The 15,238-nt window shown below is 42.9% G+C and carries 17 protein-coding genes; 5 read left to right on the forward strand and 12 right to left on the reverse strand.

The window, feature by feature from the left end:
* Window positions 1–136: 136 nt before the first annotated feature.
* The 8 genes from HWQ44_RS25420 to HWQ44_RS25455 form a co-directional block, all read right to left on the reverse strand.
* Window positions 137–1,087, reverse strand: a complete 951-nt coding sequence (locus tag HWQ44_RS25420) for a UDP-glucuronic acid decarboxylase family protein (protein ID WP_292724508.1) — start codon at window positions 1,085–1,087, stop codon at window positions 137–139.
* 557 nt (window positions 1,088–1,644) lie between these two features.
* On the reverse strand, window positions 1,645–3,780 hold the full coding sequence (locus HWQ44_RS25425) for a cation:proton antiporter (RefSeq protein ID WP_292724509.1): 2,136 nt from the start codon (window positions 3,778–3,780) through the stop codon (window positions 1,645–1,647).
* Window positions 3,781–3,924: 144 nt separating this feature from the next.
* Window positions 3,925–4,581 (reverse strand): HAS-barrel domain-containing protein, encoded by a 657-nt coding sequence (locus HWQ44_RS25430; protein ID WP_179066959.1) that lies wholly within the window; start codon window positions 4,579–4,581, stop codon window positions 3,925–3,927.
* Between the two features lie 6 nt (window positions 4,582–4,587).
* The gene (locus HWQ44_RS25435) at window positions 4,588–4,743 is read right to left on the reverse strand and encodes a hypothetical protein (protein ID WP_292724510.1); all 156 of its coding nucleotides are present in this window, start codon (window positions 4,741–4,743) and stop codon (window positions 4,588–4,590) included.
* A gap of 51 nt (window positions 4,744–4,794) precedes the next feature.
* The gene (locus tag HWQ44_RS25440) at window positions 4,795–4,992 is read right to left on the reverse strand and encodes an NAD(P)H dehydrogenase subunit NdhS (protein WP_100898602.1); all 198 of its coding nucleotides are present in this window, start codon (window positions 4,990–4,992) and stop codon (window positions 4,795–4,797) included.
* A 101-nt stretch (window positions 4,993–5,093) separates the two neighbouring features.
* Window positions 5,094–6,407, reverse strand: coding sequence for a rod shape-determining protein RodA (gene rodA / locus HWQ44_RS25445; RefSeq protein ID WP_292724512.1), 1,314 nt, complete (start codon window positions 6,405–6,407; stop codon window positions 5,094–5,096).
* Between the two features lie 170 nt (window positions 6,408–6,577).
* Complete coding sequence (locus tag HWQ44_RS25450; protein ID WP_292724514.1) at window positions 6,578–7,648, reverse strand: Mrp/NBP35 family ATP-binding protein; 1,071 nt, start codon at window positions 7,646–7,648, stop codon at window positions 6,578–6,580.
* 212 nt (window positions 7,649–7,860) lie between these two features.
* Entirely contained in the window at window positions 7,861–8,385 is a 525-nt protein-coding gene (locus HWQ44_RS25455; protein WP_292724516.1) for an SRPBCC family protein, read from the reverse strand.
* A gap of 449 nt (window positions 8,386–8,834) precedes the next feature.
* On the opposite strand from HWQ44_RS25455, the gene hemF reads away from it, so the two are divergent.
* The gene (gene hemF, locus HWQ44_RS25460) at window positions 8,835–9,875 is read left to right on the forward strand and encodes an oxygen-dependent coproporphyrinogen oxidase (protein ID WP_292724518.1); all 1,041 of its coding nucleotides are present in this window, start codon (window positions 8,835–8,837) and stop codon (window positions 9,873–9,875) included.
* A 261-nt stretch (window positions 9,876–10,136) separates the two neighbouring features.
* The gene (locus tag HWQ44_RS25465) at window positions 10,137–10,505 is read left to right on the forward strand and encodes an STAS domain-containing protein (protein WP_292724521.1); all 369 of its coding nucleotides are present in this window, start codon (window positions 10,137–10,139) and stop codon (window positions 10,503–10,505) included.
* 48 nt (window positions 10,506–10,553) lie between these two features.
* Here HWQ44_RS25465 and HWQ44_RS25470 read toward each other — a convergent pair whose 3' ends face one another.
* Window positions 10,554–11,159: a chromophore lyase CpcT/CpeT gene (locus HWQ44_RS25470; protein ID WP_292724523.1), complete on the reverse strand. Its 606-nt coding sequence runs from the start codon at window positions 11,157–11,159 to the stop codon at window positions 10,554–10,556.
* Between the two features lie 209 nt (window positions 11,160–11,368).
* On the opposite strand from HWQ44_RS25470, the gene psb29 reads away from it, so the two are divergent.
* Window positions 11,369–12,076, forward strand: a complete 708-nt coding sequence (gene psb29 / locus HWQ44_RS25475; protein WP_292724524.1) for a photosystem II biogenesis protein Psp29 — start codon at window positions 11,369–11,371, stop codon at window positions 12,074–12,076.
* A gap of 117 nt (window positions 12,077–12,193) precedes the next feature.
* Here psb29 and HWQ44_RS25480 read toward each other — a convergent pair whose 3' ends face one another.
* Window positions 12,194–12,556 (reverse strand): phage holin family protein, encoded by a 363-nt coding sequence (locus HWQ44_RS25480; protein ID WP_292724526.1) that lies wholly within the window; start codon window positions 12,554–12,556, stop codon window positions 12,194–12,196.
* Window positions 12,557–12,577: 21 nt separating this feature from the next.
* Here HWQ44_RS25480 and HWQ44_RS25485 point away from each other — a divergent pair, with 21 nt between their 5' ends.
* Window positions 12,578–12,847 carry a hypothetical protein gene (locus HWQ44_RS25485; protein ID WP_292724528.1) on the forward strand — a complete coding sequence of 90 codons (270 nt, stop codon included), beginning with the start codon at window positions 12,578–12,580 and terminating at the stop codon, window positions 12,845–12,847.
* Here the strand turns inward: HWQ44_RS25485 and HWQ44_RS25490 are convergent.
* Window positions 12,837–13,520: a biopolymer transporter ExbD gene (locus HWQ44_RS25490; protein WP_292724529.1), complete on the reverse strand. Its 684-nt coding sequence runs from the start codon at window positions 13,518–13,520 to the stop codon at window positions 12,837–12,839. The genes HWQ44_RS25485 and HWQ44_RS25490 overlap by 11 nt on opposite strands.
* Before the next feature lie 42 nt (window positions 13,521–13,562).
* Entirely contained in the window at window positions 13,563–14,291 is a 729-nt protein-coding gene (locus tag HWQ44_RS25495) for a MotA/TolQ/ExbB proton channel family protein (RefSeq protein WP_292724530.1), read from the reverse strand.
* Between the two features lie 262 nt (window positions 14,292–14,553).
* Between HWQ44_RS25495 and trmB the strand changes: the two genes are divergently transcribed.
* A complete protein-coding gene (gene trmB, locus HWQ44_RS25500) occupies window positions 14,554–15,201 on the forward strand; it encodes a tRNA (guanosine(46)-N7)-methyltransferase TrmB (RefSeq protein ID WP_292724531.1) in 648 nt (215 codons plus the stop codon).
* Window positions 15,202–15,238: the final 37 nt, after the last annotated feature.

Raw genomic sequence — 15,238 nt, forward strand, 5'->3', positions numbered from 1 at the left:
TCACTTTTTTGGGTGTAGTCTTCAAAAAGAAGTTCTCAATATGACACTTATACACTGCCAGGAAACTCAGCCACTAAGCATATTTAGTTATCGAAGGCGAGCCTGCATGAAAATTCAGAGCGACACTAGGCGTCACTCAGGTGATTGAATTATTAACATCGCTTTGAATGCGATCGCGAAAATCTTCTATTGTCAGTTTTAGCCCCTCTTGCAGAGGAATGGTAGGTTCCCAATTTAACCAAGTTTTTGCCTTTGTGATATCGGGCTGGCGACGCCGGGGATCGTCCGAAGGTAGTGCCTCGAACTTGATCTGCGCGTCCGGATTGATCATATTTTGCACAGTTTGTGCCAATTGTAAAATAGTGTATTCACCAGGATTGCCCAGGTTTACTGGGCCAATGTAGTCGCTATTCATTAGGCGGATGAATCCTTCTACCAAATCGGAAACGTAGCAGAAACTACGAGTTTGCGAACCATCACCGTACACGGTTAAAGGATTACCCCGCAAGGCTTGAACTATAAAGTTGCTCACCACCCGACCATCATTTTCTAACATTCTCGGCCCGTAGGTGTTGAAGATCCGCACAACTCGAATATCAACTTTATTTTGCCTGTAGTAATCAAATGCTAGAGTTTCAGCAATTCTTTTACCTTCGTCGTAGCACGAACGTATTCCAATGGGATTGACGCTACCCCGATACTCTTCAGTTTGGGGATGAACTTCTGGATCTCCGTATACTTCACTAGTTGAAGCCAAGAAAAACCTAGCTTTCACACGTTTAGCCAGCCCCAACATGTTCAATGTTCCCATCACATTAGTTTTAACAGTTTTAACTGGGTTGTACTGGTAATGTACTGGTGAAGCAGGACACGCTAAATGATAAATTTGATCCACTTCTAACCGAATTGGTTCGGTAATATCGTGGCGGATTAGTTCAAAGTACGGATGACCTAACCATTTAAAAATGTTGCGTTTGTGACCAGTGTAAAAATTATCCAAGCATATTAATTCATGCCCAGCAGTCATTAGTCGGTCGATGAGATGGGAACCAATAAACCCAGCACCGCCCGTCACCAAAATTCTCATAGTTTCCCAGTTACTTACAAATATTTTCAGTAGCTATTGCACTTACTTTTAGATTACCCAGCTTGGGCACAAAAATACAAAACGAAAAAAAAGAACAAGGCTCAATCAAAAGTATTGTTGAACTTATCTTATTTTTCTACGGTTGTAGTTTTGTGATATTTTTACCTTTTTGCTTAAGAATTTAATTAGCAAAATAACAAACTTAGCCTCAAGATTGTCAGTCTCCTACCGAAAGTTCATCAAATCTTCAACAAGATAAAGTGTTTTTACGATTACTACTGTTCTCAATGGGATACAAAGTAGCGGGGAGTAGGTTGAAACTCGTCCAATTTTAAGGTCTTACCATTAGCATAGTTAAGCTGTATAGCATTTGCTAACATCCGCCCTGCACTTGAGTGCAGAGACCCATACTATTCCACGAAACTCATGCTACAAATATATGTATTTGCAGGGACGTACAACTATACATCTCTACAGCAGATTCATTTGTTGCAAAGATTTTTTTCAATGCTATCATAGCCCAAGTTCACTCAAGTAGACTTGAACTTTGGCTAATATTATACAGCAGATGTAATGCTAGTAACCGCCTTAGAGGTAATTACATTAGTTTGGGTGCGTTGCGGTTCTCCAAGCATGACAATGGAACAGGTGAGTTGTCTGGCTAACTGAGTTGTGACATCGCTAATGGCTAAACCTCCAGGACTGGTACGATTACGTATACAAGGTAAAACGACTAAATCATATAATCGTGCTGCCTGCAAAATTGCTTGGGCAACATTTTCATGAGCGATAATTTGAATTTCTGGGGCATTAGCCAAAGCTAATTGAGATACTAAGAGGGAGAGATGCGATCGCCTCCAAGCAATTTTACTAGAACTAGTGCGGCGATCGCACACATTCAGCACAGTAATGTGGCTCTGATTAGCCTCAGCCAGCATCTGAGCAAATTGTACAGGCTGTAATGTTGGTGCTGTTAAATTTTCTACTGGTACTAAGATGCGCTGAATTTTTTTCGGTGATTCTACTAGACGTGTCACCGCTACTGGACAATGGGATGCCCAAAGCACGCCATCAATCACATTCCCAAATAAACGCGCTCGCAATCCAGTCCGTTTACCCCAACCCATAACAATTAAATTAGCCTTTTGTTCGCGAGCAGCTCTGCTAATTCCTTGAGCAAAGGCATCATCAATTCGCAACATTGGTTCTGTGGCCACGCCAAATACTAGACTTTGTGCCGTGGCTTTAATCAATAACCGCTCACTCCGTTGTAGAGATGCTTCTAACTGCGGTGCATCCATGTGAGCAGCAGCATTAGCGATCGCCAAGGGGATAATTTTGCCCTGAGACTGACGCGCTAACAATGCCGCCATTTCAATCAAATACTGCTGGGTATGAGGATTATACACAGGCACGACTATAGCGAAAGCACTGTCTGTCTCTGGTGTATTTAGGTCAGGTAGAGGTGGTGCTGGATCTTCGGCTGGTGAGGAAGTCAAACCAACAGCTATTCGACTGGTTATCAACGGCCCCAAGGTTGATGTGACAAGCATTAAGACTATCACACTGTGTAATACTGCTAGTGGCAGTAACCCAGCCCGATATCCCACTAATGTTGCGGCTAAGGTTGTAGCTACCTGGGGAAGCGATAGCGACCACATTGTTAGCATTTCTTGCCAGTTATAGCGGTAAACAAGTTTAGTCAACCAAGCTGCGATTAATTTACTGACGATTAAACCAACGATCATTAACAGCGTTAACTTGAGGGTGTTGAGATTGTTCACAAAGGCGGGTAGATTGATCAGTAAGCCAAGATCAACAAAGAAAAGGGGAATGAACAGTACACTGCCAATAAATACAACTTTTTCTTTGACTGGGCCTTCACCCACAGCTTCATTCACCGCCAAACCCGCTAAAAAAGCACCAACAATTTTTTCTACCCCAATCAATTGAGCGCCCACAGCCGCCAGAAACACAGAAAGCAAGACAAACAAAAACTTGTTTCCTTCGTCGTCTCCAGACCGCTTGAAGAATTCTTTGCCTGCCCAATCAAAGCCTGTGACAACGGCAACAGAGTAAATAGTTAACCAACCCGACAAGGTGAGTAGTTTAGCAAAACTGAATACTTCAGTATGAGCAACAGCTACACAAACAGCTAATATCAGTACTGCGCCAATATCTGTAAAAATCGTAGCTCCAATGGTGACAGTAACAGCTTCATTGTTTACCACTCCCAAACGACTGATTATGGGATATGCCAAAAGGGTATAGGAAGCGAATAGAGAGCCAATTAAAATTGAAGTATTCCACCCATAGCCTAAAATCAGCCCTACTAAAGTTCCCATCACCAGGGGCACACTAAAAGTCAAGCTAGCAAACCCAAAGGCACGACTTTTTCGGCGGCGGAACTGTTCTAGATTAACTTCTAGCCCTGCGACAAAGAGCAAATAAATTAACCCAATGTCTGATAGTAGGTTAATCATCGGCGAGTCTGACTGAAATAGATTCCAGCCTGAGGGCCCAAGTACTAGCCCTGAGAAAACCAAACCCACTAATCCTGGTAATCTTAGCCGCTCAAACATGATCGGTATAACTAAGATCACCACTAGCAAAATAGCAAAGGGAACAATGGGTTCCTTGCCAAGAACTTGCGAAGTTGGTTCCAGAACAAGAACTTGTGATATGAGTTCCATAGGTAGGAATTGAAGGGGCTATGGTAAAACTGCGATTACCTTGGGGTCATCGCCTGATTGATATAAATAAATCGAGAAGCCACCTGACGAAAAATCAAAAATCTTAACCTACACTAACTAGGCAATTGTCTCAGAACTAACTACCTACGGGTGGATTTGACTCAAAATAAACCGCAAGCGATCGTAGTCATCTTTAAGTAGGACACTCAAGCTACGTCCAGCTTTAATTAGCCATTCTCGGTCAGCTTTGCGTAACTGGTATACATCTCGAATGGCCGCTGCGGTCAAAGACTCTATTGGTGCACCATTAATACAAAGGAGTGTTCGTAAAAAATCTAGTTCTTCAGTAAATTTAATGATAGCTTCTGGTTCACATCGATAAACAGCTTGATGAATTTGCGGGGGACGGGGTGGAAGATACTGATATACTCTTTGGTTATAACTTTGATTTTGCGAAGATAGCTCAAATCCTACGATCGCAGCCCGGAACTCTGTACGAAGCATGGCAAAAATTTGGGGTTGTTCCTCCCTTAAGTCTTGCAAGGATAACCCCAAGGCTCTAGCTCTGTGTACGGAATCTATGGGCATAGTGGTGGCATAATACACTACAGCATAAATTTGATTACCAGATTCTTCATCTACAGAACAGACCCAACTACCGAAGGGTGGCATGGAGGGAAAGCTCAAATCTTCCGGTTCCAAACACTGAGCCAAAAATTCAGTACTAGTAGTTTCGATCACCTCGGCAATGTGGTTGGGATGGCGATCTCCAGTGGCAAACTGTGGTAGGGGGAGGCGCATAGTAATTTAGTCATTAGTCATTGGTGAGCCAGCGCGGTCTTCTCCCTTGGCGCTAGCCTCTCCCTTTTGGAGAATGGGAGACACCAAGGGCGATGGGGGTTTTCCCCATGAGTGACTGGCGTTCGCCCCAGGCGTGCCGGAGGCATCACCCGTAAGGGTCATTAGTCATTAGTTTTTGCCAAATGACAACGGACAAATGACTAATGACTAATATTATTTGGCTTTTTTACGTCCGGCGGTGGTTTCTACGAGTTCCAATTCGCTCAGGCGAAAGGTAACTAATTTATCCCAGTTACCACCTTCAAATAATACGGCTACTTTGCCATCTGTCAGTCGTTGTACGAGTCCTTCGTAGCGATAATAGGTATCTGCGGGATTCTTGACGCGAACAGTTGCTCCAGGCAGAATCATGTTTTTAGCCTCGCTTGTTTCCTTTTAATAGCTTAATACTTGTCATTAGTCATTAGTTGTTAGTTCTTACAAATGACTGATGATCAATGACAAATGACGAATTAATAATACTTCTGCCTTTGTCGAAAATTTGCTACCGATTCTACTATTCCCAAAGAAATGAAGTTTGTCAGCATAGCAGAACGCCCATAACTCATCCAAGGTAGGGGAATTCCTGCCACAGGCGCTAAACCTACAGTCATGCCAACGTTCACAATCACCTGAAACATGATCATTGACAAAACGCCAATAGCCAACAAGGAACCAAAGTTGTCTTTAGCAGTTTGGGCAACATGCAGTAGACGCCAGCAAATTAAACAGAAAACAAATAACACTACCAAACAACCAATAAAACCGAATTCTTCGCCCACTGCGGAGAAAATAAAGTCTGTATGCTGTTCAGGCACGAAATTTAGTTGCGTCATTGGCCCCTTGAACAGACCCCATCCCCAAACTTCACCAGCACCAATAGCAATACGAGATTGAATTAGGTGATATCCAGCACCGAGAGGATCGTGATCCGGGTCCATGAATACAGTTAACCGATTTTTTTGATACGGTTTCAAAATATGGTTCCAAGCGAAAACTCCTAATTCACCACCCAGTATATTAAGAGTCCACGCACTGATAGCGCCGAAACCAAATCGACGCCAGGGAAGAGTTTGCCAGCCCACAATAGCCATCGCAACTGACCAAATTAGCCCTAATGGGCCAAAAGATAGTTCTTTGAATAAAACTATCGGCTCTGCTAATGGCCAAGATATACTAAACAAAATGGCGGCAACCACTGGAGAAATCATCAGAATTAACCAGCCTGGGTTAGCATTTGCCCAATAAAGCATTCCTAAGACGATCGCACCAAATACCATTGATGTTGCTAAATCTGGCTGTAAAAATACCAATCCCCAAGGTATAGCAGTGATTGCCAGAACGCGGAAAACACTTTCTAAGCTAGAAGCAGTGCGCCTGTGTAGCAAAGCTGCTAAGGTGATGATCATCCCGACTTTGGCAAATTCTGAGGGTTGCACGTTAAAGCCAGCGAGACTAATCCAGCGCTGCGCCCCTTTGGCGCTAGTACCAGCAATCATCACGGCGATTAAACTGAAGTTCGTTAGTCCGTATGTCACCCAGTGCCACTGCATCAAGAGTTCGTAACGGATGCGAGATAACAACAGGGCTATAAGCACACCGATACCCGCTACCAACCAGTGCCACCACCAGTCAGTTACTGGCTGCTTCAGTTCCGTACTGAGAATCATAGTGCCGCCAAAGATACTGATAGCTATAGGCAAACAAAATAGTAGCCAATCTACAGACTGCCAGGGCTTAACCCAAGACTTCCAGCGAATTTTGGGGAGCGATCGTTTTAACAACATTGTGTCAGTTTAGACTTTAGCTTTAATTATTGGGAGTTGAGCATTGGGCGTTGGGCATTGGTTAATAATCAATAATTCTTCTTCCCCTGCTCCCTCATCTCCCATGCCCCATACCCAATCCCTAGTATTCCCAAGCTATAGCCTAGGAAATAGATGGAAATTAAAATTAATTATGTCAAAGCAGCAACTGATACTTTACCAGCAATGGTAAGAGCGATCGCTGTTAACGCTTTTGCCGAAGCCGAATCTGGATCGCCAACGACTATCGGCACACCACTGTCACCACCAACTCGTGTGGAAATCTCTAGTGGTACGCACCCCAACAGTGGTACTCCCAATTCGGCTGCTGTTTTGGAGCCACCACCAGAACCAAAGATGTCATATTGCTTATCCGGTTGATCGGGGGGGATAAAATAGCTCATATTTTCCACAATCCCCAATACCGGGACATTCATTTGCTGGAACATCCGCAATCCTTTTCGAGAATCTAACAGGGCTACGTTTTGCGGCGTAGTGACAATTACTGCTCCTGCCATTGGTACTGCTTGAGTTAAAGTTAACTGAGCATCTCCGGTTCCCGGTGGCATATCTACAATCAAATAATCCAGTTCTCCCCATTGGACTTGATAGAGAAACTGACGAATTACACCATTGAGCATAGGCCCCCGCCAAATTACTGGTTGATCTCGGTCAATCAAAAAGCCCATTGAAACTAATTTGACGCCGTGATTAAAAGCAGGTTCCAGGATATCACCTGTTTCAGTGGAACGCACGACAATTTGGGCATCAGCTAGACCCAGCATGGTGGGGTCATTGGGGCCGTAGATATCAGCATCTAACAAGCCGACTTTCGCCCCAGTTTGAGCTAGAGCCACAGCTACATTTACTGCCACCGTACTTTTACCAACGCCACCTTTACCGCTGGAAACAGCAATGATATTTTTCACCCCAGAAATGCCAGTGCGGTCAGGTAAACTTTTTTGTTGTGGTGTTTCTGCCGTCACTTCTATACTGACATCTGTAACACCTGGGAGTTTTTTGACAGCTTTCTGACAGTCTTCAACAATAAATTCACGTAAAGGACAGGCAGGAGTAGTTAATACTAAAGTGAAACTAACCTTGCCACCGTCAATTGTGACGTTACGGATCATATTTAGTTCTACCAGACTTTTACGGAGTTCTGGGTCTTCCACTGGTCGCAAAACTTCTAGAACAGAGCGGGAATCGAGGACATCGTACATAAAAATTCAAAATTCAAAATGAATAAATACACTTGTGGCGAACATCTTAGCTATTAACTGGATGCTTTCTTAAGTAAGGTCAGCTTAGTGTTATCACTGTCACTGCCGTAATAAAACTTAGTAAATTGCATTATTACCTAATAGAATCTTAACTTTCTTTGGGCATTGGTTATTCCCTCAATCCCCAGTCCTCAGTCCTCAGTCCCCAGTATCTAAAAATCAAAACAACTGTTATTAAGGGATTTTTTCTTCCCAGATACCCCTGGTAATGCCGTCTTTTCTACTGCCTCGACTAAAGACCGTGCAACGCGGTCTGCATAAGGACGGGATAAAGACCAAATCAGGGGCGATAACCAACCCCGTAGTGTTACAGAATAAGACAAACAAGTACCACAAACTGTTGACTCTACTTGATAAGTAACCCGTTCCTCTATTCCAGGAATCGCCAGGACTCGAATACTCAGCATCTCTCTAGGATTGACACGTTCCACAAAAATTCTGATGGGAATAGGCGAAAAGCGTGTTACAGCTTGAAAAATTAATCCTGGTTTGGGTACTAATCCGTGAGGAACATTAGTACTCTTAAGTTGTGGATGCCAGGAAACATCTGTTAAGTCAACCACTTTTTGCCACAGTTCATCTACAGAAGCAGAACTAATCTCTCGATAAGTCCATACTAGAGAAGCGCAAAATCGACGACGTTTGCGGTGGATGAATTTGGATAACCAACCTTGCATTTTCCTAATCCTCTTCCCTAGACACTTTCTGGTAACTCTGGTATGGTGTGCAACTACGCTCAACCCCTAAATTAAAACTTTCTCAAAAATGCCCTAAAAATAGCAAGCCTCGATTCGGTACAGACCCTAACAGCCAACATCAGCAATATGGCACAAAAGTTCTGAGTAGGACAGTCAAACCCTTGATACCTCAAGCTTAAGACTAAAATCTAGTTTTTTTACCAAAATATTCCAATTAAGAATTTCAAACAAAACTAATTCAATATACAACCCTATACGCATTTGAGGGAAAATAACTCTAGTGATGCCCATCAATCGGATAAATGCTTAACCAGTAAGAAAAAAGCGGGTTGGGCAAATAGAGCTAGATTGTTGGCGCGTGTTTCCCCCAAATTTTAAAATGAAAAATTTGTGGCTTTCTGGAAATTGTAATTTAGGTTCGGGAATCTATGTTGACCAACTCGCAAACACAAACTGTAGAACCAGTATCATCCAAGTCTTTGCCAGCAGCTGAGGCCCAGATTAGGGTCAGTCAGTTTATGAAACAACTGCAAGACGAAATTACCGAATCATTGGCAAAACTAGATGGTGTGGCTAAGTTTAATGAAGATAGTTGGGAACGCCCCGAAGGGGGTGGAGGGCGATCGCGCGTACTGCGAGATGGTGCAATATTTGAACAAGCAGGTGTAAACTTTTCTGAAGTTTGGGGTGACCATTTGCCAGCCTCAATTTTAGCCCAACGCCCGGAAGCAGCAGGACATGGCTTTTATGCCACAGGCACTTCAATGGTATTACATCCTCACAATCCTTATGTGCCCACAGTTCATCTAAATTATCGCTACTTTGAAGCGGGGCCAGTGTGGTGGTTTGGTGGCGGTCTTGACTTGACACCTTATTACCCCTTTGCTGAAGATGCGGCACATTTACACAAAACATTAAAGCAGGCTTGTGACCAACACCACCCAGAGTATTACCCGGTGTTTAAGAAGTGGTGTGATGAATATTTCTACCTCAAGCATCGTGACGAGACAAGGGGTGTAGGTGGTCTGTTTTTTGATTACCAAGATGGCCAGGGTGCTTTATATCGCGGGCCAAATCCCAATGGGGAAGCGGCTATTTATAGCAACCAAGTGGGAACACCAGCAACCCGCAATTGGGAAGATTTGTTTAGCTTTGTACAAGGCTGTGGCAGAGCATTTTTACCAGCCTACGTACCAATTGTAGAACGGCGACATGGGATAGAGTATGGCGATCGCCAACGGAATTTTCAACTCTACCGCCGGGGACGGTATGTAGAATTTAACTTGGTTTATGACCGAGGCACTATTTTTGGCTTGCAAACCAACGGACGCACTGAATCAATTCTCATGTCCCTACCACCCTTAGTACGCTGGGAATACGGCTATCAACCGGAACCCAATTCCCCCGAAGCTGAGTTGTATGAAACTTTTCTTAAGCCTCAAGATTGGATCAACTGGACACCTAAATAGTGCTGAGTGGTGAGTGCTGAGTTAGGAGTTAGGAGTCAGGAGTTATGATAATTATCCTGATTTTCCCCTCCTCCTTCCTCTTCCTCATCTTGCCCATTTCAAATTACTACTCACCACTATTTTGGTGAGTTAAACTACTAAAGTTAAGCACTTAGCAGAAAAAGGTGACAATTTTAGCTATAGCTTGTTAATCTCAAGTGACAGCATGAGAAAATTCTGCAACTAGTTAATCTTAAGAGAAATGCCACGGGGAGGGCTTTAGTGATTCATATAGACCAAAAAACTTATACAACCCAAGACGGAAACACCGTTATTATCCTGACACCAGCAGGCCGTCTGGATATCACCACTGCTTGGCAATTTCGCCTGAAATTACAGGAGTGTATTTCCAAACTCAGTCGCCATGTAGTTGTAAATCTGGCTCAGGTAAATTTTATTGATAGTTCTGGTCTTACGTCTTTGGTAGCTGGAATGCGTGATGCTGATAAAGTCAAGGGCAGTTTCCGCATCTGCAATGTCCATCCAGAAGCCAAACTCGTGTTTGAAGTGACGATGATGGATACTGTTTTTGAAATTTTTGAAACAGAAGAGGAAGCTTTAGAAGGTGTACCTCGTAGCATTGCCAGCTAAAAAAGAGTTAGGAGTTAGGAGTTAATTTAAAATTCATGACTCATAACTTTATATTCTTGAATACTGAGTTCGCTTGGTGTAGCGATAAGGCCCCATAATCGCTCCCCAAGTTGCTTTTCCAGTTGCTGGGTCAATTCCTTTGTCGTAGCTGTGAAATTCTGTCGCTGTAGCTGCAAAACCTAAAGAAACATGGATGCTATTGCCAAGATAAGTAAAGCTACAACTAGTCTCTGGTGGTGGGGTAGCGGTAAACTTATAGCGATCGCCAGCTAGGTTTTCCTGAGTAACTGTTAGGATACAACCTGGTAGTAAATCTAATTGTTCAGGTGTCAGTGTGTTCAGTAGAGCCGGATTATCACCTGCGCCTCTTAATACACCTGGATCTTGAGGCATATAATATTGCACTTGCACGGTTGCGTCAGAGTTGCTCCCCTGACGCAAGCGGATAATTCGCTGGCGGTAAGGTTGATCTAGGGTAATAACGTTAGCCTGTTCAGCAAATAAGGTGATGCTATCTTCTGTGAACAGATTAACTGGTCTTTGCCACAGGCACAGATGGACATACCAAACTGGTTCTGCTATGGCTTGTTCCCGATTATCAAATTCCCCAGCTAGGTACTCACCTAAAGCAATTAACTGTGGCGAGAAGTTCATAAATACAATAAATAAATCATTAAGGATAATAATTTGTGGCTAGTTTTTTCGGAGAAAAGGTCTTATCTCCTGTGGCTACCAGTTTATAAAATACTTCTGATGTGTCTATATTGTAAATGAAACCGTCACTCGCTAAAAGCTCAACTTGGCAAAGTAGCCTTTAAGCGAGAAAATAAAGATACGTCGCCCTTAACATTTCTTTTTTCTTTGTGAATAACGTCCGTACAGTCTCTGATACAAAGCGAACTTTCTACAATCTTCACACCCGTCCGATCAACACTATTTATCGTCGGGTAGTAGAAGAATTGATGGTGGAAATGCATCTACTGTCAGTAAATATCGATTTTAGCTACAATCCAATTTATGCCTTGGGTGTCGTCACTACTTTTGACCGCTTCATGGAAGGCTATCAACCAGAACGAGATCAAGAATCAATTTTTAACGCCCTATGTCGGGCTATAGAAAAAGATCCGCAACACTATAGACAGGATGCCCAGAGATTGCAAGCTGTAGCTAAAGGTTTGCCAGTTAAAGATTTAATTGGTTGGCTAGGCCAAACTACTTACTTAGATAGAGATGCTGACTTACAAGCACAACTGCAAGCGATCGCCAACAATCCTAACTTTAAATACAACCGTTTGTTTGCAATTGGTGTATTTTCGTTATTAGAACAGTCAGATCCGGAATTGGTTAAAGACGAAAAGCAACTCACGGAGGCCTTAAAAGCGATCGCAGCCGGTCTGCATCTCTCCAATGACAAACTCAACAAAGATTTGGAGTTATACCGTTCTAACCTAGACAAGATGGCACAAGCACTGATAGTGATGGCAGATATGCTCTCAGCCGATCGCAAAAAACGCGAGCAACGGAAACAACAATCAACTACCCCAGTTGCTCCCCCAAGTTCCAACGAATAGTTAAGAGTTATTCAATTTTAGATTTTAGATTTTAGATTTTATTTCAATCCAAAATCCAAAATCTAAAATTGCCAGAGTTTAAAGTTCCTAATAACTGATTACTCTTAACTCTTAATTTTATACACCCAATAGTTTGTAGATTAAGCTGTTAATTATAGTCAGTGTAAATGCCCCAATAACAGCACTCCAAATGCCATAACGCAAGCGAAAGCCCTCTACTAACCAAGCAGCAATACTAAAACAAACCACGGCAATCATAAATGTGAAAATGCCGGATAATAAATCTAAAGTAAGTAAATTTGGTACTGCAAAAACGAGGCTTAAAATTGGTCTGACTATTGCCGTCACGATCCCAAGCACTGCGGCAGAAAAGAAGGCTTTACTAGGAGTGTCAATTTCAACTCCTAGAGGCAATTTACTAATTATCAACAGGCTGATAGCTGTTACTATCCAAACAATTAAAAGCGTCACGATATTCATGCCACAACCCCTGAAACGTGAATGGCAATTGGTGATAAATTACTTCACTTTATCGGTGGAAAAATCTTTAAAGCTCAACCAATTATCTATAAATTAGCAGGAAATTTTTCTCTAACGAATTTTATTTTAGATATCTTTAGGTTTGGCAAAGACATTGAAGGGGCATGGGGCATGGGGAAGAAGCAAGGGAGCAGAGAGCAGAGGAGTAGGGAGAAGAATTTTCCCCTCCGCCCCCCGCACCCTGCTCCTCTGCCTCTTTCCCATGCCCCACGCCCCTATCTCATTTTTTAAGAGGAGGTTGAGTTTGTCTGGGTGCTACAGGTGCTTGGGATGCTGGTGGGCTAGAAATGCCAGGATTAATAGGATTGATGCCTCGTCCAGTTGGAGGTTGAGCAGTTACTGTGGGCAAAGGTACGGAATTAGGTGCTAAGGGAAATTTAGGGGCAATATTCCCTTCAGGATTGACGCCTGGAACTGGTGCTACACCAGGATTTATTGGGAAAGAGGGGACACCTAACTGGTTAAATGAGTTTGTGGGTATTTGAGATGGACCAGGAATAATTCCCAAAGAAACGCGATCGCCCCCTACTTGCCGCAGCAAGTCCAATGTCTCAATCACATCATTGTAAGTTGCTGTGCGCGAAGCATTTAGCACCACAATAGCACTGGGATTTGCTTGGAGATACTGTTTTAATCTCACTCCCAAATCCTCCCGTTTTACAAGCTGTTTTTCTATGTAAGTATTGCCAACGGCATCGATAGTTACAATCAGACTTCCACTCTGTGACGTTATGCCAGATACAGTACTGGGGCTGGCTTTGGGCAAATCAACATTTATTGCCTGTTGCCGTGTAAATTGTAATGCCGCTAATAAAAAAAACGTCAGGATACAAAAAACAACATCAATTAAAGGAATGATTTGAATTTGGACTTCTTCAATTGGAGTATGTAGATTAACTTTCATGTCTTACTCTAAAATCTGGTTTGGGGGTTGAATTTTTGACTATTAGTTAGCCGTATTCGGGGGTTCAGGAGGTTCAGGAAGCCTAGTCTTTCCTGGCTTACGGGGTGGAGTGAAATTTTCCCGTACAATTGCTGATGTCCGATTGCTAAAATCAGGTGGGGACTGGCGATAGAGCAATTCCATCTCATTTCCTGCCTTCCGAAAAACTTTGACTTGGTTGACTACAAAACTTTGAAATAAGCGGTAAAATACCAAACTAATGATGGCAACTATTAGCCCAGTTGCCGTACTAATTAAGGATTCACCAATACCAGTAGTCACCCCAGCGGTAGATTCAGTTCCCAAATCGCCAATCCGAATTGAGCGCAGAGAGTGGATCAAACCCAAAACTGTACCCAATAATCCCAGCAGTGGCGCCAAGGCAATCACGGCTTCTAAAAGTTTTTCGCCCCGCCGCATCCCAGCTAATTCGTCTTCTGCCGTAGCCTCCAATGCTAGTCTAAAGGTTTCCGTATCACTTTTTGTTAAGCGTAGAGGGGCGTAGAGAAAACGCCCAACAGGCTGATGGCTTGCCTGTCTGGCAATATCGGCAGCTACTTCCCAATTATCTTGGGCAGCATTTAGGATGCGATCGACTATTTGCTTTTCTTGAGTCAAAATTCGCAACCAGAACCACAAACGCTCAAAAATCACACTCACAGCCAGAATCGATAGAACAAGCATTGGCCACATCGCTGGCCCGCCTTTATAAAACAAATCTAAAATATCCACTGTTTAAGCTTCCTCCCTCCATGACTAAAGCAAATGTGCTAAGGCATTTTAATTCTAGAGATTAATGCAAAATGAGGGACTTCCAAAATATAAATTTCTCGAAAACCTCAAAAAACAGGCGTATTTGACTGCGACTACTATACAAACTGGATACTGGGTAAGCAATTGAATGATAGACCGATAATTTCTGGCATAGTTTTGCTAGACTTCCTTGTAACCTGGGTTTCACCACAAGATATTTTCGCGTAAAGGAGAGCAAATTTTGGCAGCAGTCCGAGTTCGCCAGCATGTTAATCCACTTGGTAAAAAGTATCAAACGCCAGCAAGTCCCCAAGACTTGGAAAAAATTTATGTAAAGCCAAATCAACCACTACATTTAGATATTGGCTGCGCTAAGGGACTGTTTTTGTTGAATATGGCCAAGATAGAACCCAACTTGAATTTTCTCGGCTTGGAAATTCGGGAACCGCTGGTAGTCGAGGCAAATAAGTTACGTTCTAAGTTAGGTTTAACAAACCTGCACTATTTATTTTGCAATGTAAATAACTCACTGCACTCACTTTTATCTTCTCTTCCTCCAGGAAGTTTACAACGCATTACAATTCAATTCCCCGATCCTTGGTTTAAAACCCGCCACGCTAAACGTCGTGTAGTCCAACCAGAACTAGTGGCAGACTTAGCTAATTATCTTGCGGTTGGAGGGTTGGTATTTCTGCAATCAGATATGGAATTTGTCGCTGTAGAAATGCGCGATCGCTTTGCTGAAAATCCAGCTTTTGAGAAAATTGGTACAGGAGAATGGTTAGCTGAAAACCCCATGCCAGTGCCCACAGAACGGGAAGTAAGCACGCAAAAAAAAGGTGAACCTGTTTATCGGGTTTTGTTTGAAAGAGTGAAGAGTAAAGAGTAGATACACCGCAAGGATTACCCACTTGTTCAGAATTGAA

This window comes from Nostoc sp. JL34, assembly GCF_017114945.1.
Taxonomy (GTDB): domain Bacteria; phylum Cyanobacteriota; class Cyanobacteriia; order Cyanobacteriales; family Nostocaceae; genus Nostoc.